31 protein-coding genes and 1 pseudogene are annotated in these 26,125 nt (G+C 62.7%); 14 read left to right on the top strand and 18 right to left on the bottom strand.

Annotation, left to right across the window (positions count from 1 at the left end; all coding sequences use genetic code 11):
• Window positions 1-1,368: an aspartate aminotransferase family protein gene (locus IE095_RS17170; protein ID WP_189413335.1), complete on the bottom strand. Its 1,368-nt coding sequence runs from the start codon at window positions 1,366-1,368 to the stop codon at window positions 1-3.
• Window positions 1,369-1,416: 48 nt separating this feature from the next.
• A complete protein-coding gene (locus IE095_RS17175) occupies window positions 1,417-2,589 on the bottom strand; it encodes a pyridoxal phosphate-dependent aminotransferase (protein WP_189413336.1) in 1,173 nt (390 codons plus the stop codon).
• A gap of 180 nt (window positions 2,590-2,769) precedes the next feature.
• Between IE095_RS17175 and IE095_RS17180 the strand changes: the two genes are divergently transcribed.
• Entirely contained in the window at window positions 2,770-3,825 is a 1,056-nt protein-coding gene (locus tag IE095_RS17180) for a bifunctional transcriptional activator/DNA repair enzyme AdaA (protein ID WP_189413337.1), read from the top strand.
• Here IE095_RS17180 and IE095_RS18485 read toward each other — a convergent pair.
• On the bottom strand, window positions 3,807-4,001 hold the full coding sequence (locus tag IE095_RS18485; protein WP_229804899.1) for a hypothetical protein: 195 nt from the start codon (window positions 3,999-4,001) through the stop codon (window positions 3,807-3,809). The genes IE095_RS17180 and IE095_RS18485 overlap by 19 nt on opposite strands.
• On the opposite strand from IE095_RS18485, the gene IE095_RS18745 reads away from it, so the two are divergent.
• On the top strand, window positions 3,969-4,181 hold the full coding sequence (locus IE095_RS18745) for a DUF805 domain-containing protein (protein ID WP_373295422.1): 213 nt from the start codon (window positions 3,969-3,971) through the stop codon (window positions 4,179-4,181). The genes IE095_RS18485 and IE095_RS18745 overlap by 33 nt on opposite strands.
• On the opposite strand, the gene IE095_RS17190 is transcribed toward IE095_RS18745, so the two are convergent.
• The 4 genes from IE095_RS17190 to IE095_RS17205 form a co-directional block, all read right to left on the bottom strand.
• Window positions 4,130-5,014 (bottom strand): cation diffusion facilitator family transporter, encoded by an 885-nt coding sequence (locus IE095_RS17190; protein ID WP_189413339.1) that lies wholly within the window; start codon window positions 5,012-5,014, stop codon window positions 4,130-4,132. The genes IE095_RS18745 and IE095_RS17190 overlap by 52 nt on opposite strands.
• Before the next feature lie 55 nt (window positions 5,015-5,069).
• On the bottom strand, window positions 5,070-5,645 hold the full coding sequence (locus IE095_RS17195; RefSeq protein WP_189413431.1) for an SH3 domain-containing protein: 576 nt from the start codon (window positions 5,643-5,645) through the stop codon (window positions 5,070-5,072).
• Between the two features lie 151 nt (window positions 5,646-5,796).
• On the bottom strand, window positions 5,797-8,217 hold the full coding sequence (gene hrpB / locus IE095_RS17200) for an ATP-dependent helicase HrpB (RefSeq protein ID WP_189413340.1): 2,421 nt from the start codon (window positions 8,215-8,217) through the stop codon (window positions 5,797-5,799).
• Window positions 8,218-8,259: 42 nt separating this feature from the next.
• Window positions 8,260-8,976 carry a DUF3108 domain-containing protein gene (locus tag IE095_RS17205; protein ID WP_189413341.1) on the bottom strand — a complete coding sequence of 239 codons (717 nt, stop codon included), beginning with the start codon at window positions 8,974-8,976 and terminating at the stop codon, window positions 8,260-8,262.
• A 301-nt stretch (window positions 8,977-9,277) separates the two neighbouring features.
• Here IE095_RS17205 and rpmB point away from each other — a divergent pair, with 301 nt between their 5' ends.
• From rpmB to IE095_RS17225, 4 genes are all read left to right on the top strand, one after another.
• On the top strand, window positions 9,278-9,565 hold the full coding sequence (rpmB, locus tag IE095_RS17210; RefSeq protein ID WP_189413343.1) for a 50S ribosomal protein L28: 288 nt from the start codon (window positions 9,278-9,280) through the stop codon (window positions 9,563-9,565).
• A gap of 172 nt (window positions 9,566-9,737) precedes the next feature.
• Window positions 9,738-10,202, top strand: coding sequence for a copper chaperone PCu(A)C (locus tag IE095_RS17215; protein WP_189413345.1), 465 nt, complete (start codon window positions 9,738-9,740; stop codon window positions 10,200-10,202).
• A 53-nt stretch (window positions 10,203-10,255) separates the two neighbouring features.
• Window positions 10,256-10,609, top strand: coding sequence for a hypothetical protein (locus tag IE095_RS17220; RefSeq protein ID WP_189413347.1), 354 nt, complete (start codon window positions 10,256-10,258; stop codon window positions 10,607-10,609).
• Window positions 10,610-10,639: 30 nt separating this feature from the next.
• A complete protein-coding gene (locus tag IE095_RS17225) occupies window positions 10,640-11,155 on the top strand; it encodes a copper chaperone PCu(A)C (protein WP_189413349.1) in 516 nt (171 codons plus the stop codon).
• 21 nt (window positions 11,156-11,176) lie between these two features.
• Here the strand turns inward: IE095_RS17225 and IE095_RS17230 are convergent, their stop codons facing one another.
• Both IE095_RS17230 and IE095_RS17235 read right to left on the bottom strand, forming a co-directional pair.
• The gene (locus IE095_RS17230; protein WP_308428913.1) at window positions 11,177-11,521 is read right to left on the bottom strand and encodes a hypothetical protein; all 345 of its coding nucleotides are present in this window, start codon (window positions 11,519-11,521) and stop codon (window positions 11,177-11,179) included.
• Window positions 11,522-11,681: 160 nt separating this feature from the next.
• Window positions 11,682-12,419: an SDR family oxidoreductase gene (locus IE095_RS17235; protein ID WP_189413351.1), complete on the bottom strand. Its 738-nt coding sequence runs from the start codon at window positions 12,417-12,419 to the stop codon at window positions 11,682-11,684.
• 77 nt (window positions 12,420-12,496) lie between these two features.
• On the opposite strand from IE095_RS17235, the gene IE095_RS18750 reads away from it, so the two are divergent.
• The 3 genes and pseudogenes from IE095_RS18750 to IE095_RS18755 form a co-directional block, all read left to right on the top strand.
• Window positions 12,497-13,099 carry a TetR/AcrR family transcriptional regulator gene (locus IE095_RS18750; RefSeq protein WP_189413353.1) on the top strand — a complete coding sequence of 201 codons (603 nt, stop codon included), beginning with the start codon at window positions 12,497-12,499 and terminating at the stop codon, window positions 13,097-13,099.
• A gap of 38 nt (window positions 13,100-13,137) precedes the next feature.
• Complete coding sequence (lepA, locus tag IE095_RS17245; RefSeq protein WP_189413355.1) at window positions 13,138-14,937, top strand: translation elongation factor 4; 1,800 nt, start codon at window positions 13,138-13,140, stop codon at window positions 14,935-14,937.
• Between the two features lie 230 nt (window positions 14,938-15,167).
• Window positions 15,168-15,281 (top strand): annotated as a pseudogene (locus IE095_RS18755) (hypothetical protein); the annotation flags it as partial.
• On the opposite strand, the gene IE095_RS17255 reads toward IE095_RS18755, so the two are convergent.
• Window positions 15,278-16,420, bottom strand: coding sequence for a T6SS phospholipase effector Tle1-like catalytic domain-containing protein (locus IE095_RS17255; RefSeq protein WP_189413359.1), 1,143 nt, complete (start codon window positions 16,418-16,420; stop codon window positions 15,278-15,280). The pseudogene IE095_RS18755 and the gene IE095_RS17255 sit on opposite strands and share 4 nt — an antisense overlap.
• A 255-nt stretch (window positions 16,421-16,675) precedes the next feature.
• On the bottom strand, window positions 16,676-16,810 hold the full coding sequence (locus tag IE095_RS18665; protein ID WP_268247736.1) for a hypothetical protein: 135 nt from the start codon (window positions 16,808-16,810) through the stop codon (window positions 16,676-16,678).
• Between the two features lie 124 nt (window positions 16,811-16,934).
• Here IE095_RS18665 and IE095_RS17265 point away from each other — a divergent pair, with 124 nt between their 5' ends.
• Entirely contained in the window at window positions 16,935-17,414 is a 480-nt protein-coding gene (locus tag IE095_RS17265; protein ID WP_189413363.1) for a pyridoxamine 5'-phosphate oxidase family protein, read from the top strand.
• Here IE095_RS17265 and IE095_RS17270 read toward each other — a convergent pair.
• Complete coding sequence (locus IE095_RS17270) at window positions 17,411-18,607, bottom strand: UbiH/UbiF family hydroxylase (RefSeq protein WP_189413365.1); 1,197 nt, start codon at window positions 18,605-18,607, stop codon at window positions 17,411-17,413. The two genes, IE095_RS17265 and IE095_RS17270, sit on opposite strands and share 4 nt — an antisense overlap.
• Window positions 18,608-18,619: 12 nt before the next feature.
• On the bottom strand, window positions 18,620-19,270 hold the full coding sequence (locus IE095_RS17275) for a pyrimidine 5'-nucleotidase (RefSeq protein WP_189413367.1): 651 nt from the start codon (window positions 19,268-19,270) through the stop codon (window positions 18,620-18,622).
• An 84-nt stretch (window positions 19,271-19,354) separates the two neighbouring features.
• Between IE095_RS17275 and IE095_RS17280 the strand changes: the two genes are divergently transcribed.
• Complete coding sequence (locus IE095_RS17280) at window positions 19,355-19,990, top strand: GntR family transcriptional regulator (RefSeq protein WP_189413435.1); 636 nt, start codon at window positions 19,355-19,357, stop codon at window positions 19,988-19,990.
• On the opposite strand, the gene IE095_RS17285 is transcribed toward IE095_RS17280, so the two are convergent.
• Window positions 19,987-21,876 (bottom strand): glycosyltransferase, encoded by a 1,890-nt coding sequence (locus IE095_RS17285; RefSeq protein ID WP_189413369.1) that lies wholly within the window; start codon window positions 21,874-21,876, stop codon window positions 19,987-19,989. The genes IE095_RS17280 and IE095_RS17285 overlap by 4 nt on opposite strands.
• A 174-nt stretch (window positions 21,877-22,050) precedes the next feature.
• Window positions 22,051-23,214: a glutamine-hydrolyzing carbamoyl-phosphate synthase small subunit gene (gene carA / locus IE095_RS17290; protein ID WP_189413371.1), complete on the bottom strand. Its 1,164-nt coding sequence runs from the start codon at window positions 23,212-23,214 to the stop codon at window positions 22,051-22,053.
• A 178-nt stretch (window positions 23,215-23,392) separates the two neighbouring features.
• On the opposite strand from carA, the gene IE095_RS17295 reads away from it, so the two are divergent.
• Window positions 23,393-23,851 (top strand): GatB/YqeY domain-containing protein, encoded by a 459-nt coding sequence (locus tag IE095_RS17295; protein ID WP_189413373.1) that lies wholly within the window; start codon window positions 23,393-23,395, stop codon window positions 23,849-23,851.
• Here the strand turns inward: IE095_RS17295 and IE095_RS17300 are convergent.
• The gene (locus IE095_RS17300) at window positions 23,848-24,234 is read right to left on the bottom strand and encodes a MerR family transcriptional regulator (RefSeq protein ID WP_189413375.1); all 387 of its coding nucleotides are present in this window, start codon (window positions 24,232-24,234) and stop codon (window positions 23,848-23,850) included. The genes IE095_RS17295 and IE095_RS17300 overlap by 4 nt on opposite strands.
• A gap of 87 nt (window positions 24,235-24,321) precedes the next feature.
• Between IE095_RS17300 and IE095_RS17305 the strand changes: the two genes are divergently transcribed.
• Window positions 24,322-24,594, top strand: coding sequence for a hypothetical protein (locus IE095_RS17305; RefSeq protein WP_189413377.1), 273 nt, complete (start codon window positions 24,322-24,324; stop codon window positions 24,592-24,594).
• 2 nt (window positions 24,595-24,596) lie between these two features.
• Window positions 24,597-24,920, top strand: a complete 324-nt coding sequence (locus IE095_RS17310) for a YnfA family protein (protein WP_373295421.1) — start codon at window positions 24,597-24,599, stop codon at window positions 24,918-24,920.
• Here the strand turns inward: IE095_RS17310 and IE095_RS17315 are convergent.
• Window positions 24,917-25,384: a DUF2244 domain-containing protein gene (locus IE095_RS17315; RefSeq protein ID WP_189413379.1), complete on the bottom strand. Its 468-nt coding sequence runs from the start codon at window positions 25,382-25,384 to the stop codon at window positions 24,917-24,919. The genes IE095_RS17310 and IE095_RS17315 overlap by 4 nt on opposite strands.
• 3 nt (window positions 25,385-25,387) lie before the next feature.
• Entirely contained in the window at window positions 25,388-26,110 is a 723-nt protein-coding gene (locus tag IE095_RS17320) for a Stf0 family sulfotransferase (RefSeq protein ID WP_189413380.1), read from the bottom strand.
• Window positions 26,111-26,125: the final 15 nt, after the last annotated feature.

A 26,125-nucleotide genomic window follows, 5' to 3' on the forward strand; every position in this document is an offset into this window, starting at 1 on the left:
CTATTCTTCCGTCAAGGCGCGGGTCACCGCGTCGAAATTGGCAACTAAGCGGTCGATCTGCGCCGTTGTGGTGACTGGCGAGATCAGCATCATGTTGTGGAACGGCGCAATCAGGCTGCCCCGGTTCAAAAGGCCGATATGCAGCGCGGCCTCGAGTTCCGGCTTATGCGCAGGCCCCGCCTCGGCCCCGTTGCGCAAAGGCCCCGCCGCGCAGATGAATTCCACCCGTGCGCCGACCCGCACCACATGCCACGGCAAGGCGCGCAGGGTGATCACGCGGCCAAGGCCCTTGGCCAGACGCGCCGCGCCCTTTTCCATGCGGGCATAATGGGCCGCGGTCATCACCTGCGAAAGGTTCGCCACCAGCGCCGCGAATTGCAAAGGGTTCGCCGAAAGCGTCGTCCCCATCCCAGAATGGCCCGAGGCCCGCGCCGCATCTGCTGCGCGATAACGGTCCTCCATCGCAGGCGTCATGCCCCAGACCGCCGTCGGCAATCCCCCCGCCACGCATTTGCCCACCACGAACATATCGGGGCGCAAGCCATGCACGCGGGTAAAGCCGCCAAATCCCGATGAGATCGTATGGGTCTCATCCATGATCAACACCGCGCCATAGCGCGTCGCCAAATCCCGCAGACCCGCATGAAACCCCGCATCCGGCAGCACCATGCAGGAATTCGTCATCACCGGTTCCGTCAAGATCGCCGCGACATCGCCCTTGGCCAGCGCCGCCTCTACCCCTGCCAGATCGTTGAACTCGCAGGCCACCGCATGCAGCGTCAGATCCGCCACTTGCCCCAGCAGCCCCGGCCGGTTCACCGTCTGACCACCCGACAGCGCCACCATCGCATCGTCCACCGTGCCGTGATAACAGCCGTTGAACACCAGAACCTTATCCCGTCCCGTCACCGCCCGCGCCACACGCAGGGCAAAGCGGTTCGCATCCGTCGCCGTCGTCGCAATCTGCCAGCGGAAATCGCCAAACACCTGCGAAAGCAAGGCCCCCGCCTGCATCGCCGCCTGCGTCGGCAGCATATAGGTCAGCCCCTTATCCGCCTGCGCCTTGATTGCTTTGGCTACCGGGCCGGGCGAATGGCCGAACATGCTGCCCGTATCGCCCAGACAGAAATCATCCAAGCTGACGCCATCCACAGCCGTCAGCCGCGCCCCCTTGGCGTGATCGACCACCAGCGGAAAGGGCAGGGGCCAATCGGCCATCCAATGCATCGGCACCCGGTTCACAAAGGCCCCCGCGCCCGCATCCAGCGCCTGCCGCGAAACAGGATGGGCCGCCGCAAACACCGCGACCTCAGCCGCGCGGAATGCCGCCAGCTTGCCCCTGTCGATCCCTGCCAGATGGTCCTGCATCAAAGCCCCCTTGCCGTCAGACGCTTATGCGCAAGAATTTGATCAAATTCAAGGCCGCGTGACAAAGCGCAAAATCCGGGTGCAGGCCTCCTCCATCTTTTCATCCGGCTGGGTCAGCGCCACACGCAACCAGCCCCCCAGCGCCGCCCCGAAACTTTCGCCCGGCATCATCGCCACACCTTCCGCCTCTAGCAAAGCCAAAGCGAAAGCCTCGCCCGTCATGCCCGTCGCCCGCACATCCAGCAGCGCAAACATCCCCGCCTGCGGCACATGCACCTGCAAGCCCGCCTGTCCATCCAGCCTTGCCTGAAACAGCGCCGCCCGCCGCGCAAAGCGTTCGCACATCCCCGCCGCTACGGGCGAGGGTTCGGAAACCGCCTTCGCCACCATATCCGCAATAAAAGGGGCGCCGCCAAACAGCATCGTCTCCGACAGGGGCATCAGCGCTGCGCAAAAACTTTCCGGCCCCACGCACCAGCCACCCCGGAAACCCGGTGCCGCATGCGACTTGGAGATGGAGGCCGCAACAATCACCCGATCCGCGAATTCCGGTAGGTCCAGGGCCGAGGTGAACGTGGTCCCCGCAAACACCAGATCCTCATAAACCTCATCCGACAGGATCCACAGGTCATGCGCCCGCGCAATCTCGCCAATGGCCTGTAAATCCGCCTTGGGGATCACCGCCCCCGTCGGATTGTGCGGCGAATTCAGAAAGATCACCCGCGTCGCTGGCGTGATCCGCGCCGCAATATCCGCCGGATCGATCCTGAAACCCCGCTCCGCCCGCAAAGGCACCGGCACCGCCCGCGCCCCCGTCGCGGCAATCAGCCCCTCATAGGTCGCATAAAGCGGATCGCCGACCAAAATCTCATCGCCCGCCTGCAACAGCCCCATCAGCACGACATACAGCGTCGTCTGCGTGCCGGGAAAGCACATCACCTGTTCCGGCGTAATGACCCGCCCCCGCCGCTGCGTGTAGCGATCCGCCAAGGCCCGCACCAAGGCAGGCTCCCCCCGCCCATTGGAATAGCCCGTCCGCCCCGCCCGCATCGAGGCAACCGCCACATCCAGCAGAACATCCGGCGTCGGCACATCCGGCTCGCCAATGGTCAGTTCGATCACATCCTGACCCGCCGCCTTCATCGCCCGCGCCTTATGGTGGACAACCCATTTTTGCCCGCCCAGACCCGCCATCCGCCCCGTAATATCCGCCAACCGCATGATCGCCCCTTTTGTTGCGGCAGGAATAGCCTGCACAGCCTTGGAATAGAAGTGCCCCCTCCCCCTGACAGGGGGAGGGCAGGGAGGGGGTTCCAACCAAGAATCTGAAAGCCCTGCCCGATTTCGGGCGGCACGTGCCGCCCGCTTTGCTATTCTGGCCGCAACGCAAAGGAATAGCCCATGTTCGACCTGCCCGACGATGACACCCTCTATCAGGCCCTTCTCGACCGCAGCCCCGCCTATGAAGGCCAGGCTTGGGTCTGCGTCTCCTCCACCGGCATCTTCTGCCGTCTCACCTGTCCCGCGCCCAAGCCGAAACGCCAGAATGTCCATTTCCGCGCCAGCCCCGGCGAATGCCTGGCCGAAGGCTTCCGCGCCTGCAAGCGCTGCCACCCGCTGCAAGCCGCTGCCGAATCCGACCCTGCCGTCACCAGCCTTTTGCAAGCCTTGGAAAAGCGCCCCGATCATCGCTGGTCGGAAGCCGACATTCAGGCGCTGGGCCATGACCCTTCCACCATCCGCCGCGCTTTTCGCCGGCAGTTCGGCATGACCTTCCTTGACCTCGCCCGCCAACGCCGCCTTCGCCACGGCTTTGCCAGCCTCGCCGAAGGCGGCAAGGTCATCGACGCCCAGCTGGAGGCTGGCTTTGACAGCCCCTCCGCCTTTCGTGCCGCCTTTGCCCGGCTACTCGGCATCCCCCCCGCCGACCTGAAAGGCGACGGCGCTCTCCGTGCCGATTGGATCGCCACCCCCTTGGGCGATATGGTCGCCGTCAGCTCGGCCCATGCCCTCCACCTCTTGGAATTCGTTGGCCGCCAAGCCCTCCAACGTGAACTCCAGCGGCTCGCCAAAGGGGCCAAGGGCGACATCGGCATCGGCACCTTTGCCCCCACCGAACAGCTCAAATCCGAACTTTCCGCCTATTTCGCCGGGGCTTCCGCCGATTTCCAGACGCCCCTCGCCCTTCACGGCACGCCCTTCTATCGTCAGGTCTGGGCCGAACTCCAACGCATCCCCCCTGGCGAAACCCGCAGCTATGGCGAACTCGCCCGCGCCATCGGTCGCCCCACCGCCATGCGCGCCGTTGCCCAAGCCAATGGGGCCAATCAACTGGCGCTGGTCATCCCCTGCCACCGCGTCATCGGCGCCGATGGCTCCATGACCGGCTATGGTGGCGGCCTCTGGCGCAAACAGAAACTGCTCGAGGTCGAGGTCGGCTACCGCCGCTCCGCCTGAAAGGACAATCCATGCCCCCCCACCTGTCCCGCCGCCCCTCTGGGCGGCGCGCTTTCCTGCACGCCCGCGCCACCCGCGCCGAATGTGTCCTTCAGGCGCTTACGCTTGTTCTTCTCGCCCCATTCGTCCCGGCCTTGCTGATCTTGCTTGTCCCGGCCGCCCTCCGCCGCCTCCACGACATCGGCGTTTCAAACCGCTGGGCCGCCCTCTTGGCCCTCTCAGGCCCCATTGGCTGGCTGGCGCTGCTCTGGCTGATCACGCTGCCCGGCGATTCCGGTCCCAACCCCTATGGCCCCCCAAACCCTCAGGTTTCCCGCACCACATCCTTATGCACGATCACATCCGCCTGCGGATAGCGCGCCAAAATCGCCCGCCGCAGCCCCGCTCCGATGTCATGCGCCTGCCGCAGAGTCTGATCCCCATCCAACTCGATATGGATCTGCACAAACACCCGGCTGCCCGCCATCCGCGTCTTGATATCGTGGAACCCCATCACCCCCGGCCAGTTCCCCGCCAGTTCCGCCACCCCTGCCACCAGCGTCGGGTCCGCCCCCCGGTCCATCAGCGCGTCAAACGCCCCCTTGCCAATCCGCAAGGCCCCCAAGGCCAGCATTGCCGCCGCCCCCAAGGCCACCACACTGTCAATCGTTTCCATCCCAAAGGTCCGCGACGCCCAAAGCGACAGCAAAGCCCCGATATTGGGCAGCAAATCCCCCAGATAATGCAGCCGGTCCGCCGCCACCACCTTGCTGCCCGTCCGCCGCGCCACCCGCCCCTGCCAGATCACCAGCCCCAGCGTCAGCGCGATGGACAGGCCCATCACCAACATCCCCGGCCCTTCGCTTTCCAGCGACGTGCCCCCCTCCAGCAGCCGCATCACGGCCGCCACCGCAATCACCCCTGCCGAAATCAGAATGAACAGCGCCTGACCCAAAGCCGCCAAGTCTTCCGCCGAGGTATGCCCGAACGCATGATCCTCATCCGCCGGTTTCGCCGCATAGATCAGCGCCGCCATCGCCCCCAGCGACACCATCAGATCCATCCCGCTGTCGGCCAAAGACGCCGCCACCGACAAGGCCCCCGTTTGCCCCAAGGCCCACAGCTTCAGCCCCACCAGAACCCCGGCCACCAGCACCGAGGCCAGCCCCGCCGAAATATTCAGCCGCATTTGCGAGCGGTTCTCAGACATGAATCATCTCCAAAGGGACGGCCTTTCTAGGCTCCCTTTGCCAGACAACCAACCTCTATTCGATGATCTCTTCCGCATCGACACCCCAAAGAGATGTCTTGCGCAGCCAGCCTTTTTCGCCGCCTGCCGCAATCCGGCACCAATCGACGTTGCATTCGATGACCTTGCCGATCACCCCCCGTTCGGCCTGCGCCACCGCTTCCGACTCGCGATCCGCCTTGGCCCGCAACTCGACCATGTCTTCCACCACCATCACCGTCCGCACCCCGGACAGCAGCGAATAGTGAATCCAGCCGCCCGCGCCATCCAGATCTTCAATCCGCCGCCAATGCTCATATTCGGCGGTGATCCGCAGTGGCATGCCCGCATGGGTAAACACCCAATCAATCCGATGCGTCAGACTGGGACCGCGCCGCGCGTTGCCCTCATTCGTCTTCAAGCTGACATAGCGCGGGATCGGCAGGTTCGTGACCGCCCCCTTCGACGGGTCGCGCGCAGGCAGAACCGGCTGCGCCGCGGCGGGGGCAGGGGTCACAGCGGCGGTTTCCACCGCCGCTGCAACAGCCTCGGCTGCCGCTTCCACCGGGCGTTCCGGCCGTGGTCTGGGCTGCACATCCTGCGCCCCCGCCATGCGGATGCCGCCGATGGTCACCAACAACACGGCTATACCAAGAATGAACTGTTTCATAACGCCTGCTCGTCCGGGTCTGTTGTGCCCTTTTGTCCTTTATGCCCGAAAAATCACGGCAGGGGAATCCACTTTGCTTCACAGGCCTGTAGGATCAGGTGCCGCGCGGTTTTGCCCGTACCGTCGGTTCCGCCTGCCGCGGATCATCCGGCCACGGGTGGCGCGGATAGCGGCCCCGCATATCCCGGCGCACATCGCCGTAACTGTTGGTCCAGAAACCCGGCAGGTCCATCGTCACCTGCACCGGCCTGCCCCCCGGCGACAGTAGGGTGATCCGCAGCGGCAGGCGTTTCGGCCCCACCACTGGATGCACCGTCACCCCGAACATTTCCTGCAACCGCACTTCGATGCCGGGGGCCTCGCCCTCATAGTCGATCGGCACATCACGACCCAAAGGCGTGGTGAAATGCGCCGGGGCCAGACGGTTCAAGGTCTGCTCTCCCTCCCATCCCAGCACCGATTGCATCATGCCCACCAGATTGAACCCGGACAGGTCATTCTTGGATTTCATGGTGTTCAGATACGGCAGAACCCATTCCTCGCGTGTGAGGATGTTCGATTCCGTAAAGTCTGGCAAGGCCTCGCCCTCGCCTCGCCCCACCGCCACTCGCGCCGCCAAACGCCGCGCCCCGGCGCTCCAACTCAGCCCGTTTTCCCGCAGACCGTCTAGCGCGGCGCGGGCGACAAGCTCGGCGGGGGCGTCGTGCCAGATCTGATCCGACAGGGCGATAGCCCCGAACATCTCTTGCCGCCGTGCCGCCACGCGCCCTTCGCGCCGCGACCATTCGCAGATGTCCCGCCGCGTGAATTGATCGCCCAGCACCTCGCGCAACTCGGCCTCGGACAGCGCCACTGCCTGCCGAATGCCCGCCTCCCGCGCGTCGCCATCCAGATCGGTGGCCACCAAAAGCCGCGCGCCCGTCAGTGGCAGGCCCGGCCCCATCGCCGCCCCCTTGCCGCCCGACAACAGCCAGCGCGGTTCGTCTCCCTTGCGCCGCAGGCCGACCCGATCAGGATAGGCCAGCGCCGCCATCTGCCCTAGGCTCAGATCCCCGGCCTCCCCCGGAACCATCTTGCGCAGCCGACGCGCCTCGTCGCGCACCCGCTCCACCACGCCCCGGTTCACCGCATAGGGCGTGTCGCTTTCCACCGCCTTGGGGTCCCGCAAAGCCCGCATCCGCAGCGCCAGATCGGGCGGCGCACCCCGCAGCGGATCGCGTTCCGCCAACAACGCCGCCAGCAGCGCCGCCTGCTCCCCACCCGCCCGGATCAGCATATGCGCCAATCGAGGCTGCAGGGGCAGGGCGGCCATAGCCTTGCCATGCGCCGTGATCCGACCCTGATGCAGCGCGCCCAAAGAGGCCAAAAGCCCCCGCGCCTCGGTCAGTGCCCCCTCGGGCGGGGGCGTCAAAAAGCGAAGGTCCGACCCGCCCCATTGCGCCAGTTCCAAGGCCAGCCCCGCCAGATCGGTCGCCGCAATTTCCGGCGGCGGATAGGCCTGCAAACCGCCTTCCTCGCCCTTCGACCACAGCCGATAGCACACGCCGGGGGCCACACGCCCCGCGCGGCCCCGCCGCTGTTCCGCCTCGGCCCGCGTCACCCGTTCCGTCACCAGCCGCGCCATGCCACTGCCCGGATCAAACCGCGCCCGCCGCGCCCGGCCCCCATCCACCACGACCCGAACGCCGGGAATGGTCAGCGAGGTTTCCGCAATCGCCGTCGCCAGCACCAGCTTGCGCCCCGGCGCAGGCCCCAAGGCCGCCCTTTGCGCCGCAAAATCCATATTGCCGAACAGGGGGGCGACCGTCACACCCTCCAGCCGCAACAACCCCTGCACCCGCCGGATTTCCCCTTCCCCCGGCAGAAAGGCCAGCACATCGCCTTCCGGACATTCCGCGAAAGCCTGCCCGATCAGCCCCGCCATCTCGTTTTCAAACCGCGCATCCCCCCGCAAGGGCCGCGCCAGATGCCGCGTCTCCACCGGAAAGGCCCGCCCTTCCGATGTCACCACCGGCGCATCCCCCATCAGCGCCGCCACCGGCCCCGTGTCCAGGGTCGCCGACATCACCAGCAGCGCCAGATCAGGTCGCAAAGCCTCACGTATGTCCAAGGCCAGGGCCAGCCCAAGGTCTGCCGTCAGGCTGCGTTCATGGAATTCGTCAAAGATCAGGCATCCTACCCCCGGCAGTTCCGCATCCGTCTGGATCATCCGTGTCAGAATGCCTTCCGTCACCACCTCGATCCGCTTGCCTGCCTTGGCCTCCCCCCGGATCCGGTAACCCACCGTCCCCCCGACCGTTTCGCCCAAACCTTCCGCCAAACGCTCCGCCGCCCCCCGCGCCGCAAGGCGCCGGGGCTCCAACATCACAATCTTGCCTTTGATTTCCGGCAGCAGCGCCAAAGGCACCCCTGTCGTCTTCCCCGCACCGGGCGGAGCCTGCAAAACCACCATCCCCCGCCCCCGAAGGGCCTGGATCAGTTCCGGCAAAACCTCAAGGATAGGCAGCGTCTCCATCCCCGGCTTATCGCCCGGCCAAACGCCCCCTGCAACCCAACCCTACCGCCGGATCAGTTTCGCCTTCCCATAGACGGTTTCCATCGACACTTCCGTCACCATCATCTTCCCGTTCCCATCCGGCGCATAGATCATGCTGAACGGGAACCGCGTCTTCTCCGCCAGATCATCCGCCGGATAGCCTGCAATCCGCCGGTATTCCCCCTGACAGACCACCTCATCCCCTGCCGTCTGCCGCTCGAACGTTTTCACCTGCGTATGCCGCCGCCCGTCGAACATCTCTTGGCTCACCGCGCATTCCTGCCCCGGCTCCACGCTTTTCAGCACCATATACATCGCCGTCAGCGGATCGACCGTCCCCCCCATCGACCCCGGATCCACATCGTAATCCTTCGCCTCTCGCGGCGGGTTATAGCTTTTCACCTGCGGCACACCCCCCTTATAGGCCATCACCGCCTGGCTTTGCCGCCGCCCCGTATCCGCATTCTCGCTGTAAGACACCGGCACGAACCGCCCCTTCGACAGGCCCCCATTCGCGCTGGCATCATACCGCACCTTCCGGATCAGCGCGACCAACCCCCCCGTCTTCAGCCGACCCGCCACCGAATAGGATTTCCCGTCCTCCACCGCCGACCACGACAGCGAACCCGCCCGGATCCCCTTCAGCTGCAAATCGAAACTCGCCTGCTGCTCATCCGCCCAGACAGGCGACGCCAGCGAAAGGGCCAGAACGCCCGCCACAACCGATTTCAACGACATCTCTGCTTCCTCGAATGATGGCGGTTCCCCCGCCTTGACCGCAATCTAGCGCGACCCGCGCTTTCACAAAAGCCTTGCGCCCCACAATCGGTTCCCCAATCCCCCTATGCGCGAAACCCCGCCAAACCCGGCCTTCCCAATCACGGAAGCCCACCCGCCTGACACACAGGTCCAAATCCTGCAAAACCCCGGCACGCTGGCTTGACGCCACCGGGGAATCTCCTTATGGACTGCCAACCGAATTCCGGAAGACGTCGCATCGGCGGCGCCTTTCCACATTAGACAAGCAAGGATCACGCACATGTCGCGCGTCTGCGAACTGAGTGGCAAGGGCCCGATGTCGGGCAACAACGTCAGCCACGCCAACAACAAAACCCGTCGGCGTTTTCTGCCGAACCTGAATGACGTCACCCTGATCTCGGATGCTCTGGGCAAATCCTTCAGCTTCCGCGTCTCGGCCGCTGCCATCCGCACCGTGGACCATCGCGGTGGTCTGGATGCTTTCTTGGCCAAAGCCAAGGATGACGAGCTTTCGGACAAGGCCTTGAAGGTCAAGAAGGAAATCGCCAAGGCGCAAGCCTCGGCCTGATCGCCTTTCACGGAAAATTCGCAAACCCCGCCCGTCAAACGGCGGGGTTTTGCATTGCAGCCGCGCCCCGCGCGTGGCAAAAATTGACCACCTGATCAAAGGAGGAGGAGCCGGAGATTCGGGTGAACCACACCAAGCCCAAAGGGCTGCCAACCTGAAGGATCGCTTCTCCATGCTCCCCATCACGAAATTCGCTGCGGCTTTCGCCGCTGTGGTCGCTTTTGCTCTGCCCAGCTTTGCGCAGAACGTCTCCGAAGCGGAAATCAGCATCTCCGACGCCTATGTCGTCGTGAACGGCCCCGATTCGGCCACGGCATTCATGACCGTGACCCACAATGTGAACTCCGCCGACCGCCTGATCTCGGTGGGTGTCGATGTTGGCATCGCCGAAATGTTCGTGCCGATGGATGATGGCCTTGGCGGCACCTATCTGAAAAAGGCCCCCTCGGGCTTTGATCTGGCCGCGAATGAGGTGTTCGTCATGTCGCCCGGTGGCAATGAAATGCGCCTCTCGAACCTGCTGACCGACCTGAAAGACGGCGACAAGGTCAAGGTCTCGCTCAGCTTTGAATGGGCCGGCGTCGTCTGGGCCGAGGCCGTGGTCGACAATTCCCGCGCGGCTGCGGGCACCAACTGATTGATACGCCCCCGGCCCTTGTGGGGGCAGGGCAGGGGGCGTATCACCCGGTTATGCCACGGATCGCTGCGCCTTTCGCCGTTTTCCTGCGCCTGACCCTTGCCTTGGCCGTGGGTCTGGGCCTGACGCCCGCTTTGCACGCCAAGGCGGGCTTTGTTATTGAACTTTGCTCGCCCGAGGGGGCGGTGGCGGTCGTGCTGGATGGCACCATCCCCGCGGCCGATTGCCCGGATTGTCCCGATTGTCTGCTGTTCGGCCCGGCCCTTCTGCCGCAGGTCCGCTTGCCCGCCCGTAGGCCCGGTTTCGGCCCGGCCGTCCTGCCCGCGCCCGACAGTCAGCGCATCACACAAAAACAGACCGTCCTGACGCCCCCGGCCCGTGGCCCCCCTGTCCCTGCTTCAGCCTGACAACCTCCACGCTGAAACAAGGAATATATCATGCTTAAAACTCTCATGGCTCTGGCCACCCTGACCCTAACCGCCCTTCCGGCCTTGGCCGATCACGAAGGCCTGCATATCAACAGCCCCTACGCCCGCGTCAGCACCGAAAACGCCCAATCCGGGGCGATCTTTTTTGAAATCGAAAACCACGGCGATGCCGACCGCCTGATCGGCGCGGCCTCCGACGTGTCGCAAAAGGCCGAACTGCACACCCATCTGGAAGACGCCAATGGCGTCATGCAGATGATCCAGATCGAAGGCGGGATCGAGATTCCGGCCCATGGTGGCCATGCGCTGGCCCGTGGCGGCGATCATGTCATGCTTCTGGGCCTGACCCGCTCGTTGAAACAGGGCGACACCATCAGCCTGACGCTGACCTTTGAGCAGGCTGGCGATGTATTGGTTCAGGTGCCGGTGGACAATGAACGCAAGGCGGATGCCGGGCACGCAGGCCATGACATGGGCGGCGAAGGCCACGCCATGGAAGGCGAGCACAAGCACGGCAACAACTGATGCCCTGCGCTTGCGGCGGGGTTACTGCCCCGCCGTCGAGCCCGCCGTCGAGGTGGTGACGGTTTCCTGCGGTGCGCAATAGGCCTCGGCCTGCGCACCGAAATTCTTGTAGCGGTCCCAGAATTCGTCATCGGCCCGGCGTTTGGACAGGAACACATCCTGCGCCCGGTCGGGATCCTTGAAGAACTTCGCCGCAAGGCGCTGGTCCTTGTTGTAAAGTGTCTGATCGGCGACCTGCTGGATACAGTTGCAGATCTGGCGATTGCCCTGATCCGACCCCATGCAGGCGCGTTCAATCGGTCCGGCCATGGCCTGACCACTCCAAGCCGCAGCCAAAAGCGCGGCGGAAACCATCAACGTTTTCATACTCTGCCTCAGACTGTCAGACCGTGTTCCCCGGCCTTTTCTGGGGCTGATTATCGCATTTGTGCAAGAAAATTCAAGAAGCATAATGGAATTAAGGGGATACAGCCCGTTCTTACCACGGAAAGTATCCCCTTTGGCCCGAAACACCAGATTCGGGGCCTTACAACGTGCCGTTGCCGCCATCGACCAGCAGATTTCCGCCGACCATATAGCGCGACGCGTCCGACGCCAGATACAGCGCCGCCTCGGCCATTTCCTCGGCCTCGGCCAAACGCCCTGCGGGAATTGTCCCAGCGAAATGCGCGATCATCGCGTCATTCAGCCCGGCCTTCGCCAAGATCGGCGTTTCCGTCAGCCCCGGCGACAGCGCATTCACCCGCACTCCCCGGCCCACCAGTTCCGCCGACAGGCTCCGCGCCAAGGACCGCACCGCCGCCTTGCTGGCCGCATAAACGCTCCCCCCCGCCGCCGCCTTGTCTGCGGCGGTGGAGGATGTCAGGATCACCGACGCCGGGTTCGCCAAATGCGGCAGCGCCAGCCGCACCGTGTTGATCAGCCCCCGCACATTCGTATCCAGAATCGCGCTGATATGATCGTCCGTCACCTGATCAATCGGCGCAAAGGGCGCGATCCCGGCATTCGCAAACAGCACGTCAATCGCCCCAAAGGCCCCCGCCACCCGCGCAATCGCGGCCCCCAGATCCTCCGCCCGCGTCACATCCGCTTGCAACGCCAAGGCCCTGTCCCCCAGCGCCTCCCCTGCCGCTGCCACCCGTTCCGCATTCTGCCCCGTCACCGCCACCCGCGCCCCTTCACGCAGGAACAGCTCCGCCGTCGCAAACCCGATCCCCGTCGTGCCGCCGGTGATCAACACCCGCTTTCCATCCAGCCGTCCCATCGCGCGCTCCTATTTATGTACTGCTTGGTATTTAATACCGAACGGTATAGAATGCGTCAAGACCCAAGGAGAACGAAATGAACACCCGTGGCCGCCCCCGCGAATTTGACACCGACGAAACGGTTGAGGCTCTGCTCACCCAGTTCTGGCAGCAGGGCTATGCCCCAACCTCCCTCACTGACCTCTGCACCGCCACCGGCCTTGCAAAGCCCTCCCTCTACGCCGCCTTTGGCAACAAAGAGGGCCTCTTTCTCGCCGCCCTCGACGCCTACCAAACCCGCCACGCCCAGCCCGCCCTCGACGCCATGATGGCCGAACCCGACGCCCGCACCGCCATCCTCCGCCTCTTCGAAAACCTCATCGACCGCCCCCAGACCGCCCTCGGCTGCCTCATCACCCACAATCTCACCGAGGCCCAGCTTCCCCCCCAAATCACCCAAGCCCTCCAGACTGCCTCCCACCACGCCACCCAAACCATCGCCCAACGCCTTCAACGCGCAAAAGACGACCACCAACTCCCCCCCGACACCGACCTTCACGCCCTTCTTTCCTTTCTCCTCCTCACCTTCGCCGGCCTCGTCACCATGGCCCGCGCCGGCACCCCACCCGAAACCCTCCGCCCCGCCCTCCACCTCGCCCTCACCCTCTGGCCGCACCCCCCGAAAAACCCATCAACATAGGGATTTTCCTTTCATCCGAAATCCACTATTCCCCCCCCATGACCCAGCTTTCGCACATCCGCAATTTCTCCATCGTGGCCCATATCGACCACGGCAAATCCACCCTCGCTGACCGGCTCATCCAGATGACCGGCACGGTCGCCCAACGCGACATGAAGGCGCAGTTGCTGGACAGCATGGACATCGAACGCGAACGCGGCATCACCATCAAGGCCAACACCGTCCGCATCGAATACCCGGCCAAGGATGGCCAGACCTATATCCTCAACCTCATCGACACCCCCGGCCATGTCGATTTCGCCTACGAAGTCTCCCGCTCCATGCGTGCGGTCGAAGGCTCCTTGCTGGTCGTTGACGCAAGCCAAGGCGTCGAAGCCCAAACCCTCGCCAACGTCTATCAGGCCATCGACGCCGGCCATGACATCGTCCCCGTCCTGAACAAGATCGACCTGCCCGCCGCCGAACCCGACCGCGTCAAGGCCCAGATCGAGGATGTCATCGGCCTCGACGCCTCTGACGCCATTCCCATTTCCGCCAAATCCGGCCTTGGCATCCCCGATGTGCTCGAGGCGATCGTCACCCGCCTTCCCGCCCCCCACGGCGACCGCGACGCCCCCCTCAAGGCCATGCTGGTTGATTCGTGGTATGACGCTTACCTTGGCGTCGTCGTCATGATCCGCGTCATGGATGGCGTCATCCGCAAAGGCGACCGCGTCCGCATGATGCAGACCAATGCCGTCTATGGCATCGACAAGCTGGCCGTTCTGAAACCCCAGATGGTCGATATCGACGAACTCGGCCCCGGCGAAATTGGCGTCTTTACCGCCTCGATCAAACAGGTCCGCGACACCCGCGTCGGCGACACCATCACCCATGAACGCAAGGGCTGCGATGCCCCTCTGCCGGGCTTCAAACCCGCCCAGCCGGTCGTCTTCTGCGGCCTGTTCCCGGTCGATGCTGCCGATTTCGAAAATCTCCGCGATGCCATCGAAAAGCTGTCGCTGAATGATGCGTCCTTTAGTTCGGAAATGGAAACTTCCGCCGCCTTGGGCTTTGGCTTCCGCTGTGGATTCCTCGGATTATTGCATCTCGAGGTGATCCGTGACCGCCTAGAACGCGAATACGATCTCGACCTGATCACCACCGCCCCCTCGGTCGTGTTCAAACTGCACATGAAGGATGGCGAGGTTCGTGACCTGCACAACCCCGCCGATATGCCCGACCTGACCTATGTCGACCATATCGAAGAGCCGCGGATCAAGGCCACGATCATGGTGCCCGACGACTATCTGGGCGACATTCTGAAACTCTGCCAAGACCGCCGCGGCATCCAGTTGGACCTGTCCTATGCCGGCTCCCGTGCCATGGTCGTCTATGACCTGCCGCTGGCCGAGGTGGTGTTCGACTTCTACGACCGCCTGAAATCGGTGACCAAGGGCTATGCCAGCTTTGACTATACGATCAGCGAGTATCGTGAGGATTTTCTGGTCAAAATGTCGATCCTGGTGAACGAAGAACCCGTCGACGCCCTCGCCATGATGGTCCACCGCGACCGGGCCGAGGCGCGGGGCCGTGCGATGGTGGAAAAACTGAAAGAACTGATCCCCCGCCACATGTTCAAAATCCCGATTCAGGCGGCGATTGGGGCGCGGGTGATTGCACGCGAGACGTTGAGCGCCATGCGCAAGGACGTGACGGCGAAATGCTACGGCGGCGACGCCAGCCGCAAGCGCAAGCTCCTGGACAAGCAGAAGGCGGGTAAGAAAAAGATGCGCCAATTCGGGAAAGTGGAAATCCCGCAAGAGGCGTTTATCTCGGCGCTGAAGATGGATGGCTAAAGGCGACAAAGCCTGACGCCCCGTAGGGTGCGCATTTATGGCGCACCTGCGTCCCCCACCCCATCCCTCCCCACCAAGGGGAGGGGGCCGCACCGCCCCGCCAAAACCCAAAACCACCCCACTCAACCGGGAACCCTCCTCCCCCCGTGGGGGGAGGCTGGGAGGGGGGCAACGGGGCCGGGAGGAGATCGACCGTCAGGACTCGGTGAAAGTGTTTTAAAGGCAATGAAACCTCGCGCAAGTTGCGACACAAGCAGAAGGCAGGCAAGAAGCGGATGCGCCAATTCGGGAAGGTGGAAATCCCGCAGGAAGCGTTTATTTCGGCGCTGAAGATGGATATTTAAAATGACTCTTCAGGTTGTATCCAATTGACGATGCGATCGCTGTATTTTTGAGAAATGAAATACTTGGACTGTGTTGCCTTCATTTGGAGTGCTGAGCTGTAGTATTCTGTCGTTTTTCTAGATTTATAGTTCACTTTAACATTCTCAAGCTCCTTTACTGAAGGATGAATTTTGCTAAAATCGTCTTGTATTCTCCTGGGCTTTGAGTGGAATTTGAAAATCTTCCACCAAAAAGCATCATGTTCGGCGTGAACTCGTGGCGCTAAATTGCTTTCGTTTAGTAATCTATTCTCTATATCTTTGGTATAAATTGAAATTTCAGGGGCGCAATATAACAGCCTATCAATCATAATCATGAGAGACAAGTCAGAAAGAGTTCTGTTGTCGTATCCTCCGCCAATGTCAGTGTGAACTCCGGGCAGCCACAGTTGTTCAAAAAAATAATCATCAAGGGATTCAGGGTGGCGTCTTCTAAATGGCTGTGGCGAGAAGAATTCCCTTGTTTCATCAATGGAAATCAAATGTAAAATAGACTCAGCGCACTTTGGGGTCTCGCCGGGGAGTATATTTAGATGTTGTAGTGCCCGTGTAAGCTTTCTTCCGCCAACGACAGTATCGAATAAACCTAAAAATGCCACCTTGGGTTTGGTTTCTCTCATTCTTGGGGCAAGGTGGCTTTTCATCGCCTCGATACTTTCGGTGTTATCTTTCGAGTCTTTTGAAAAATGATATGCATAGGAAACTTTGCAAAAAAGGTCCCAAAGTTCGGAAATATAATCAATCTCTCCAGTTTTTAGTATTCCATAGTCTAGCATCGCGCAAATAGCTCGGGCAACCACAGCGCCTCTCGAAAATCCAAAAATATATATCTTATCGCCGGGCTCATAATTTGAACATATATTCAAGTAGATATCTTGAATATTCTCATCAATTCCAAATGAAAATCCGCCAGCTGTGTATTTCCTCAGTCCCGAAGTTGCACCCAGTCCGCGAATGTAATGTGCAATTTGAGGATTTCCATTTGCATCTTTAAAGTCAAGGAGGTGATTTATCTCAAATATATTTGACGTCTTGCTGCTGTATGTGAAGCGGCCTGCGAAAAGCCAAGTTCCATCAATAAGGTAAAAAAGATGCTTCATAGTTGGCCTCTAGAACTACGTTGCTACGGTATATTTTCATATTCTCAGAAAAATCTCAACCCTAAATAAACTAAGGCTCCCACTAATCTGGCGCAAGCCTCGAACTTTTGACAGGCACTTCGATGTGCGCCTTCACGGCGCACCTTCTTTTGCCGTGAAATGGTGCGCCATAAACGCGCACCAAACACATTCAAAATATCAAATATACAAACCTTCCCAACCGCTTACCCCCCATTTCACGCGTGAAAACCCCGCTCAAAACAACCCTTCACCCCCCTCATTCTGCTCCACCGCCTTGTCCGCCACCACCGCCCCTGCGGCCCCCATGGCGACCGGAATGCACCCCGAAAGCCCGACCAAGGCCAGCATCATCCAAGCGATCTTCTTCATCATTCACCCCCATCATTTCCCGCCGATCCTGCCACCCTCGCGGCCCCCCGCCAAGCCCTTTCAAAAGGGAACCATCCTTGCCCCACCACGTTACCCCGGCAACCCTCGATGGAAAGGAAAAACCATGACCACCGAAATGGAAGCCGCCGACAAATTCTGGGACGCCCTGAAATCCGACCGGACCGTGATGCTGGGCCTGCCCGGCCGGGTGGACCCCCGCCCGATGACCGCCCTGACCCACGAAGACACGCCCGGCACGATCTGGATCTTCTCGGCCCACGGCAACGCCTTGGTCGACCAAAACCCGCAAGGCTCCTCGGCCCAGTTCACCTTCGCCAGCAAGAACCACGGCCTGTTCTCCACCGTGACCGGCCGCCTCACCCTCGACCACGACCGCGCGATGATCGAGGCCTTGTGGAACCCCTTCATCGCCGCCTGGTATGAGGGGAAAGAGGATCCGAAACTGGCCCTGCTGCGGTTCGACCCGGATCAGGCGCAGGTCTGGTTCGACGCGAACAGCCTGTTTGCTGGCATCAAGATGCTGCTGGGGATCGACCCCAAGCAGGATTATCAGGACAAGACCGCCACCATCCGGCTGGCCTAACGAACCCCCAACCCGGCGCGCATCATCGCGCGCCGGACCGGGGCCAGCGCATAGAAAGCCCCCAAAGCCCCGGCCCGCAGATCGCGCAGGGGCTGGGCCTGCACCATCGAGGCGCGGTTCAGCGCATCGATCCCTAGGGCGCGGGCATGAAACTCGGCCCAGCGGTGACGCTGATATTCGGCCAGCATCGCCGCGTCCCCCAGCCCCTCAGGCCGCGCCTGCGCCAGATCCAGCAGGCAGGCCAGATCAGCCAACGACATGTTCAGCCCTTGCGCCCCGATGGGCGGTACCACATGCGCCGCCTCGGCCATCAGGGCCGTTCTTTGTCCGATTAAACTATCGGCCAGCCGGGTGATGATCGGCCAGACCCCCCGCCGCGTGACCAAGGTCAGCGGCCCCAGAATCCCGCAGGATCGCGTCAGCAATTCGACCTCGAACGCCGCCACCGGCAGGGCCGCCAGCCGCGCCGCCTCATCCCCGCGTTCCATCCAGACCACGGCGCTGGCGGGCACACCATCCCGGTCGGGCAGCGGAACCAGCGTGAAAGGCCCGCCGGAGCGGTGGATTTCGGTGGAAACTCCGGCATGGGGCAGGGGGTGGGTGACCGCAAAGGTCAGCGCCTTTTGCCCATAGGTCCAGGTCTTGGCCCCGATCCCCAAGGCCGCCCGGACCCCACTGTCGCGTCCGTCGGCCCCGATCAGAAGGCGGGCGGCAATCTGGCGGCCATCCGAGAGGCGCACCAAAGCCTCACCCTCGCGCGTGATGACGTCCGCCGTGGCGACCCCGGCCAGAAACCGCACATTCGGCATTTCGGCCAGCCGCGCCAGCATTTCCCGCCGCAGCAGCCAGTTGGGAAGGTTCCAGCCAAAGGGCTGGTCCGACACTTCGGTGGCGTTGAAATCGCGGGTCAGGCGGGGTTTGGCCTCACGCCCGCCCGCGTCGATGATCCGCATGATCTGCAAGGGCGCGGCATGGGGCGCAAGGCGCGCCCAAAGGCCTGCCCTTTCCAACAGCTGCACGGAAGGGTGCAGAAAGGCTGTGGTGCGCAGGTCGGACCCCTGGGCAGCCTCTTCCGTGACAGGGGGCGCGGGGTCGACGCAGATCACCCGAAAGCCCGCCGCGCCAAAAGCCGCCGCCGCCGTCAGCCCAGCGACCCCGCCGCCAGAGATAAGAAGATCGGTCGGTTCAGCCATGGCTTTTGTCCTTTAGCCCAGCAGACGGCCCAGAAAACCGGTCAGGTCATCGGCATGGTGGTGAATGTGCGGGGCAGGCAGTGGATCGGGCGCGATATGCACCGTGCGCAGGCCCAGTTGATGTGGCACGATCAGATTGCGGGGGTCATCCTCGAACATCGCGGCACGGGCGGGGTTCAACCCGTCGCGGGCAAAGACCGTCCCATAGGCCTGGGCCGAGGGTTTCGGGTGAAATCCTGCCTCCTCCACCCCATACAAGGCATCGAAAAGGCCGCTCAGGCCACGCGCGGCCAGCACCTCATGCGCATAGGGCACGGTGGCATTGGTAAAGATGATCTTGCGGCCGGGCAGGGCGGCGATGTGGGCGGCAAGGATTTCATCGCGGGGAAGTTCTGTGAAATCAATGCGATGCACATCGTGCAGATAGGGGCTGGGGTCAATTTGGTGTTCAGCCATCAGCCCTGCCAGCGTCGTGCCATACAGATCCCAATAATGCTGGCGCAGATGGTTGGCGCGGTCACGGTCCACCGACAGGGCCTGCATGACCCAATCGGTCATCTTCACCTCGATCTGGTCGAACAGCCGGTGCTTGGGCGGGTAAAGCGTGTTGTCCAGGTCAAAGACCCAGGTGTCGACATGTGCGAAATCGGCGGCGATGTTCATGCGCCTGTTCTGCATCCGGGGCGCGGCGCTTGCAAGGGGCGGGGGCATTGCCTAGGGTCTGGCGACCTTGGGGAGGGGCCGGTTTTGCAGAAAGACGCCTATACGCTGATACTGGAACTGATCGAGGCGGGGCAATTCCGGCCCGGCGACCGGCTGGTCGAATCGGAACTGGCCGACCGGTTGGGCGTCAGCCGGACCCCGGTGCGCGAGGCTTTGCAGCGGCTGGAGACGCAGGCAATGCTGTCGCGCGACGGGCGAAGCCTGATCGTCGCCTCTTTGGATCACAATCAATTGGCCGAACTCTACGCGGTGCGGGCCGAGTTGGAAGGGTTGGCGGCGCGGTTGGCGGCGCGGCACGCGACCGAGGAAGAGATTCGGGTTTTACAAGGCATGGTCCAAGAGGACCGCGCCTTGCAGGGAGGCGATCCGCGCGCGCTGAGCCGGGCGAACAAAAGGTTCCACCGGCAGATTCACCTGGCCTCACACAACCGGTTTCTGGTGCAGCAACTGGATCTGGTGCATCGCTCGATGGCCTTGATGGCGAACACATCCTTTGCGGCCGAAGGGCGGGATACGGTAGCGTTGGACGAACATGCGGCCATCGTGACAGCCATCGCCGAAGGCGATGCCGAAGCGGCGGCAGCTGCGCTCAAGACCCATATTTCCAAAGCCTATGAAACGCGGCTGCGGGTCGATGCCGGGGAATTGAAGCTGCGTTAATGGTCGAACAATCCGTGCTGGGTCTTGTCCCAATAGAAGGGTTTCACCAGCATTTCCCAGAACGCCTTATAGGCGGCGAGGGTGGCCAAGGGGAAATAAAGGTGCTGCATCAGCACCCAAGCGGCGGACATCTTTTGCCCGGACAGTTTCAACCCGATCCAGCCACCGACCAGCAAGGCGGCCTCGGACCAAAGGAACGCCCAGCCGATCCATTGGCCCGCGTTGGTGGGCAGCATCGCGAGCACCGGATGGCCAAAGCCAAGCGGTAGCGCCCAGAAGGATAGCAGCAGCGGGGCCAGCAGGAATTGCGACAGGGTGGTTAAGAAAAACACCTGAAAGCCCAAGAATTTCCACCAACCCAATTGCCGCAGCAGCAGGCCTGGGCTGCGCATATGGACAGCATAGGTCATCATGTAACCCTTCAGCCAGCGCGAGCGTTGCTTGATCCAAGGGATCACCCGGCAATTCGCCTCTTCGCCCGTGACCGTGCCGATGAGTTCGGTGCGGTAACCATGCCGGGCCAGACGCATGCCCAGATCGGCATCCTCGGTCACGTTATGCGCGTCCCATCCGCCCAGTTTTTCAAGGGCCGCACGGCGGAAGAACAGCGTCGTCCCCCCCAGCGGCACGGCCAGACCCAGCCGCGCCAGACCGGGCAGCATCAGGCGGAACCAAGCGGCATATTCGACGGTAAAACAGCGCGACAGCCAATTGGTGGTGGGATTGTAGAAATCTAGGATGCCTTGCAGGCAGGCGACCTCGGCCCCACGGGCATGGAAACGGGCGACCACCTTGCGGATCTGGTCGGGGTCGGGGGCATCTTCGGCGTCATAGATGCCGACGATACTGCCACGGCAACGGTCCAGCGCATGGTTCAGAGCGCGGGGCTTGGTCTTCAGCCCGCCCTGCGGCACGACGACCACCCGCATCCAGCGGGGCAGCGCCGCGGCCTTCAGCGCGCGGCGGGTGATTTGATCATCTTCCTCGACCACCAAAAGGATATCGAGCAAATCACGTGGGTAATCCAGCCTTTCCAGACGGGACACCAGCCGCGCGGCGATGCTTTCCTCGCGGTAAAGCGGCACCATGACGGACACGACCGGCAGACGCGCGATGATCGGTCTTGGCCCTTCGCGGCGGGCGGGGAAAAGGGCGGCCAGCATGGCGGCGGATTTTAGCAGGGTTGCAAGGACAAGGGTCAGCACAGCCCAAAGCGTCAAGGCCACCAGTGTGATCTGCGGCAGGATCACAAGCCCCGCCATCAGCATCAACAGCCCCAGACATAGCCAGATCGGCAACGCCCCGCGCGCCAGCGATCGGCAGCTTTCGCTTTCGTCCACTCGCTCCTGCGCCGCCCTGTCCAGCGCCGCACCGCGCAGGGAAAGCACAGATTCCGCAATGGTCTCGGCGCTGGCCAAAGCGGGCATGACCTGACCGAACAGCGCCTCAAGATGAGATTTATGCCGCAGGAAAACCTCTGCCTCGGCCACGATCACGACGGTCCCGCCGCCCGTCTCCCGCCAGGGCAGAATCATCTCGCGCAGCGCAAGGCTTGGCCCCCAACGATCCAGTAAACGACAATCGGGCGGCTGGCTGATGGGGTCAATGACCGGCAGGCCCCAGATATGCGCCTTCAGCAGGGTCATTTCGGCCCGGCTCAGCACCTTGTGCGCAACAAGCAGATCCTCCAGTCTTTCCTGCCCGTGATGATGCCGGGCCAAGGCCGCCACCAAATCGTCACTGCCGACCATGCCGTTGGCCAGCAGTCGACGCCCCAGCATCAACGCGGGCAAGCTAGGTTTCGACGGCGGAACAATCGGGCGCGGCAAAACCGGGGCATCATTGCTCCAAGCCGCAGGCAAAATTTTCAGACCTTCAACGCTCATCTCAGCCCTCACCGGATCGGTTCAGGTTGGGGCAACGAGTATTAAGTCAGGGTAAAGATGCGGTTAAAGCCGTGCCGTGCCGTGCTGCTGGCGCGGCTTTTCCACAAGTTTTCCGAAAATTTTTAATAAATTGGCGCGCCCCGGCCCGCTGACCAGAGCGCAGCCCGAATCGCCTCAGGCCGCGCGGCGGGCGCGGATCGCATCGGCAAAGCGGTGGAACAGGTAATAGCTGTCCTGCGGGCCGGGGCTGGCCTCGGGGTGGTATTGCACCGAAAACACCGGCTTGCCCTCCACCGCGATGCCGCAGTTCGACCCGTCGAACAGCGAGACATGGGTTTCCATAACGCCTTTGGGCAGGGTCTGGCTGTCCACCGTAAAGCCGTGGTTCATCGAGGTGATTTCCACCTTGCCCGTCGTCACATCCTTGACGGGATGGTTCGCCCCATGATGCCCGTGGTTCATCTTCAGCGTCCGCCCGCCCAAGGCCAAGGCCAGCATCTGATGGCCCAGACAAATGCCGAACACCGGCAGATCAGCGGCCAGAACCCCCTGAATCATCGGCACGGCATATTCCCCCGTCGCCGCCGGATCGCCCGGACCGTTCGACAGGAACACGCCTTCGGGGTTCAGGGCCAGCACATCCTCGGCGGTCGCCGTTGCGGGCAGAACCGTCACGTCGCAACCGGCGCTGGCAAGGCAACGCAGGATGTTCCGCTTGGCGCCATAGTCAATCGCCACAACCCGCAGACCGGCACCTTCGCGCCGCGTATAACCCTCAGGCCAGGCCCAAAGCTGTTCGTCCCAGCGATAGGATTGCGTGCAGGACACGTCTTTCGCCAGATCAAGGCCAACCAGCCCTTTCCAGCCCCGCGCCTTGGCCACCAGGGCTTCGATGTCGAAATTTCCGGCCGGATCATGCGCCAAGGCCACATGCGGCGCACCTTGCTGCCGGATCGCTCGCGTCAGTCGCCGCGTGTCGATGCCGCCAATGCCGATCCGCCCCTTGGCCGCAAGCCAGCTTTCCAGATCGGCTGTCGAACGCCAGTTTGACGGTTCGGTCGGATCCCACTTCACCACCATCCCAGCGGCGACGGGTTCGGCGGTTTCGTCATCTTCAGACGTTGTGCCGGTGTTGCCCACATGCGGGAAGGTAAAGGTCACGACCTGCCCGGCATAAGACGGGTCCGTCATGATTTCCTGATAGCCGGTCATCGCGGTGTTAAACACCAGTTCTGCCACGGTTTCCCCGACGGCGCCAAAGCCACGGCCATAAAAGACAGTCCCATCCGACAAGGCGATGCAGGCGGTCGGTTTCGCAAGCGGTTGGCTGGCGTTCATCGGGCGACTCCTATGGCTAAACGGGCCGGAAACTACGGGCGGGGGGGCTTGGGGTCAAGGGGAAAGCGGAAATGAAATTTCCAATGTAATCAAATGCTTAAATAAAATCGCTGCCGTTGCCCTTGGCCGGGTGAACCTGTATGATCGCCTTGGGTGTGGGGATCACAAGGGGTATCCCATGAATTTGCGCGACAGGCTTCAGGCCGAGTTGAAAGAGGCCATGAAGGCCAAGGCGGCAGACAGGCTGTCGACATTGCGGCTGATCAACGCCGCCATCAAAGACCGCGAGATTGCAGCGCGGGGCGAGGCCGAGGCTCAGGAAATCGGTGAGGCCGACATCATGGCCATTCTGGGCAAGATGGTAAAGCAGCGTCAGGAAAGTGCCCGCGCCTATGAAGAGGGCGGGCGACTGGAACTGGCCGAAAAAGAGCTGAACGAAATCAGCGTGATCGGGGAATTTCTGCCGCGCCAACTGGATGCGGCCGAGGTTGACGCGGCCATTGCGGCGGCGATTGCCGAGGCGGGCGCGACCAGCATCCGCGACATGGGCAAGGTGATGGCCGTCTTGAAAGGCAAATACACCGGCCAAATGGATTTCACGGCGGTGGGCCCTGCGGTCAAGAACAAACTGGGTTAAACCGGGATGATCAGGCAGGTTGCGCTGGTCCCGCTGGCGCAATCTGTTTCGCAGGCGGCGATCTGCGCCTGCAAATCGGCGGCCACGGCCATCAGTGTGGCAATCTGCTTTTGAACGCGGGCCAACTGCTGCTGGGTCAACGACAGGCTGGGCGCACAATCGGCGCTTTCGGCCAGCAACCGCGCGATGTCTTTCAGCGAATAGCCAAGGGCGCGACGGGTGCGGATGAAATGCAACCGCTGGCGATCCGCCGGGCCATAGCGCCTTTGGTTGCCCTCGCCACGCGCGGCTTTTGGCAAAAGGCCGATGTCTTCATAATAGCGGATGGTGGGGGCAGGGGTTCCGGTCAGGCGGGAGAGTTCCCCGATGGGCAGGGCGCACAAGATCGTGATCCTTTCGGGTGGCGGGGGGCTTGAATCTCAAGTTACTTGAAGGGGCATCTTCGGTCCATTCACGAAAAGGAGTGGCGGATGGACAAGGCAAAGACGGGGATGTTGGTGGGGGCCGCCTGTGTGGCGGCTTGTGCGGGGGCGGGCCTTTGGCCGCTGGTTCTGGGTGGGGCCGCTGCGGGGGGGCTTTTGGGCTGGATAGGCGGCGAAATCGCCATCCTGCTGGCCCTTTTGCCGGTGGCGGGCGGCTATTGGCTTTGGCGGCGACAGCCACGAAAGGCGGCTTGCGCCTGCCCACCGGATGGGGGATGCCAGACGGGTGACGCTTGCGATGTGCCGCGCCTGAAAGGCTGACCTTGAACCTCGTGATCTTTCCCCTTGCCGCCTTGGCCGAAATTGCCGGATGCTTTGCTGTCTGGGCGGTTTGGCGGCTGGGGGCCTCACCCCTGTGGCTGATCCCCGGCTTGGCGGCTTTGGCTGTCTTTGCGGGCTTGCTGGCCCTTTCGGAGAGTGATGCTGCCGGACGCACCTTTGCGGCTTATGGCGGGGTTTATGTGGCCGCGTCTCTGGCTTGGCTTTGGGCGGTCGAGGGGCGCTTGCCGGACCGCTGGGATCTGATCGGCGCGGGTCTGTGTCTGGCGGGGGCCGCCGTGATCCTTTGGGGGCCGCGCGGGGCCTAGCGGCGTAGGGCTGCCTGCAATTCGGCGTGCAGTGCGACACGTTCGCCTTCGGACAGGAAGCGGCCGAGTTCCACCTCGCGCGGGCCGCCTTGCAGGGTCAGATATTGCGGCACGGGTCCTTGCGTGGGGTGCAGCACGGGCCGCACCCAATAGCGGTTGGCCTGCCATTCCCTATAAAAGTCGCCCGGCCCGCGCCGGATAAGGGTCATCTGTTCGGTGCCAAGGGACAGGTCTTCGACGATCACGCCACGCTGCCAGCTGATGCGCAGGGCAAACCACATTGCGGCCAGCGCCAGACCCAGAAACCCCAGCATCACCCACATCGCGCCAAGGCCGATCAGCGACAGCAGTGGCAGGGCCATCAGCGCAGCGGTTCCCCCGACAAAAACGACAAAGCCCTGCGGCTTTAACGCGCGATGCGGCCAAAGGCGCAGATGCTGGGGTGTGGTCCACTGGTAGGGCATGGCTTACCCCTCCCACCCGGTTTCCTGCCGGAACCGCTTCGCCCATGCGGCGCTTTCGGCATTCGCCATCCGCTGATTGGGCGCAAGGATTGGCAGCGCTGGGTCCAGCAAATCCATATTGTGCAACAACTGGCGCACCGTTTCCGCCGGATCAGCCGAAAACGCCTCATAGATCAGCGTCTCGGGCGTGATGCCGTTGCTGTGAAACCAGTCTAGCCACTGCGCATTCCCCGCCGCCGCCTCGGCCATGAAGGTGCGGATGCGGTCGGCGTCGTATTGCGGTTCCTGCACCGCCTTGGCCGCGCTCCCATCCCTGTGCCAAACCTGCGTCTGTTCCGCCTTCAGCCGCGAAATGGCTTGGGCCAATGCGTCCTGACGGTGGATGTAAACATAGCGGCAAGGGCCAAAGGCCCGGTTGAACAGCGCGGCATCACCCTGAACCTGTGGGAACATGCCCTGCAATTCTGCAAGCAAAGGCGTAAGGGTGGGGGCCTGAATGCGCAACGCCCCGACGCCGTTGGGGGTCATCCCGGCCTTGCGGACAGACGCCAGATAGTCGCCCGCGCCATGGTTCGCGGCCAACCCCCATTTTCGCGCATAATACGCCCGATCCTCGGCGCGATACCAGGATTCCGGTTGGCCGCAGACACCCGACGACGCCAGCAGTGAACAAAGCAACGTGCTGCCCACACGGGGCGTCGTGCACAGGATCAGGGTAAAGGCCATCGCGCATTCCAATGC

The sequence above is a fragment of the Neogemmobacter tilapiae genome (genome assembly GCF_014652215.1).
Taxonomy (GTDB): Bacteria; Pseudomonadota; Alphaproteobacteria; order Rhodobacterales; family Rhodobacteraceae; genus Neogemmobacter; species Neogemmobacter tilapiae.

Coding starts and splice junctions, on each gene's coding strand:
- IE095_RS17170 (WP_189413335.1), bottom strand. CDS start 1,368: ATGCAGGACCATCTGGCAGGGATCGACAGGGGCAAGCTGGCGGCATTC.
- IE095_RS17175 (WP_189413336.1), bottom strand. CDS start 2,589: ATGCGGTTGGCGGATATTACGGGGCGGATGGCGGGTCTGGGCGGGCAA.
- IE095_RS17180 (WP_189413337.1), top strand. CDS start 2,770: ATGTTCGACCTGCCCGACGATGACACCCTCTATCAGGCCCTTCTCGAC.
- IE095_RS17190 (WP_189413339.1), bottom strand. CDS start 5,014: ATGTCTGAGAACCGCTCGCAAATGCGGCTGAATATTTCGGCGGGGCTG.
- IE095_RS17195 (WP_189413431.1), bottom strand. CDS start 5,645: ATGGCGGGGGCGCAGGATGTGCAGCCCAGACCACGGCCGGAACGCCCG.
- hrpB (WP_189413340.1), bottom strand. CDS start 8,217: ATGGAGACGCTGCCTATCCTTGAGGTTTTGCCGGAACTGATCCAGGCC.
- IE095_RS17205 (WP_189413341.1), bottom strand. CDS start 8,976: ATGTCGTTGAAATCGGTTGTGGCGGGCGTTCTGGCCCTTTCGCTGGCG.
- rpmB (WP_189413343.1), top strand. CDS start 9,278: ATGTCGCGCGTCTGCGAACTGAGTGGCAAGGGCCCGATGTCGGGCAAC.
- IE095_RS17215 (WP_189413345.1), top strand. CDS start 9,738: ATGCTCCCCATCACGAAATTCGCTGCGGCTTTCGCCGCTGTGGTCGCT.
- IE095_RS17220 (WP_189413347.1), top strand. CDS start 10,256: ATGCCACGGATCGCTGCGCCTTTCGCCGTTTTCCTGCGCCTGACCCTT.
- IE095_RS17225 (WP_189413349.1), top strand. CDS start 10,640: ATGCTTAAAACTCTCATGGCTCTGGCCACCCTGACCCTAACCGCCCTT.
- IE095_RS17230 (WP_308428913.1), bottom strand. CDS start 11,521: ATGAAAACGTTGATGGTTTCCGCCGCGCTTTTGGCTGCGGCTTGGAGT.
- IE095_RS17235 (WP_189413351.1), bottom strand. CDS start 12,419: ATGGGACGGCTGGATGGAAAGCGGGTGTTGATCACCGGCGGCACGACG.
- IE095_RS18750 (WP_189413353.1), top strand. CDS start 12,497: ATGAACACCCGTGGCCGCCCCCGCGAATTTGACACCGACGAAACGGTT.
- lepA (WP_189413355.1), top strand. CDS start 13,138: ATGACCCAGCTTTCGCACATCCGCAATTTCTCCATCGTGGCCCATATC.
- IE095_RS17255 (WP_189413359.1), bottom strand. CDS start 16,420: ATGAAGCATCTTTTTTACCTTATTGATGGAACTTGGCTTTTCGCAGGC.
- IE095_RS18665 (WP_268247736.1), bottom strand. CDS start 16,810: ATGAAGAAGATCGCTTGGATGATGCTGGCCTTGGTCGGGCTTTCGGGG.
- IE095_RS17265 (WP_189413363.1), top strand. CDS start 16,935: ATGACCACCGAAATGGAAGCCGCCGACAAATTCTGGGACGCCCTGAAA.
- IE095_RS17270 (WP_189413365.1), bottom strand. CDS start 18,607: ATGGCTGAACCGACCGATCTTCTTATCTCTGGCGGCGGGGTCGCTGGG.
- IE095_RS17275 (WP_189413367.1), bottom strand. CDS start 19,270: ATGAACATCGCCGCCGATTTCGCACATGTCGACACCTGGGTCTTTGAC.
- IE095_RS17285 (WP_189413369.1), bottom strand. CDS start 21,876: ATGAGCGTTGAAGGTCTGAAAATTTTGCCTGCGGCTTGGAGCAATGAT.
- carA (WP_189413371.1), bottom strand. CDS start 23,214: ATGAACGCCAGCCAACCGCTTGCGAAACCGACCGCCTGCATCGCCTTG.
- IE095_RS17295 (WP_189413373.1), top strand. CDS start 23,393: ATGAATTTGCGCGACAGGCTTCAGGCCGAGTTGAAAGAGGCCATGAAG.
- IE095_RS17305 (WP_189413377.1), top strand. CDS start 24,322: ATGGACAAGGCAAAGACGGGGATGTTGGTGGGGGCCGCCTGTGTGGCG.
- IE095_RS17315 (WP_189413379.1), bottom strand. CDS start 25,384: ATGCCCTACCAGTGGACCACACCCCAGCATCTGCGCCTTTGGCCGCAT.
- IE095_RS17320 (WP_189413380.1), bottom strand. CDS start 26,110: ATGGCCTTTACCCTGATCCTGTGCACGACGCCCCGTGTGGGCAGCACG.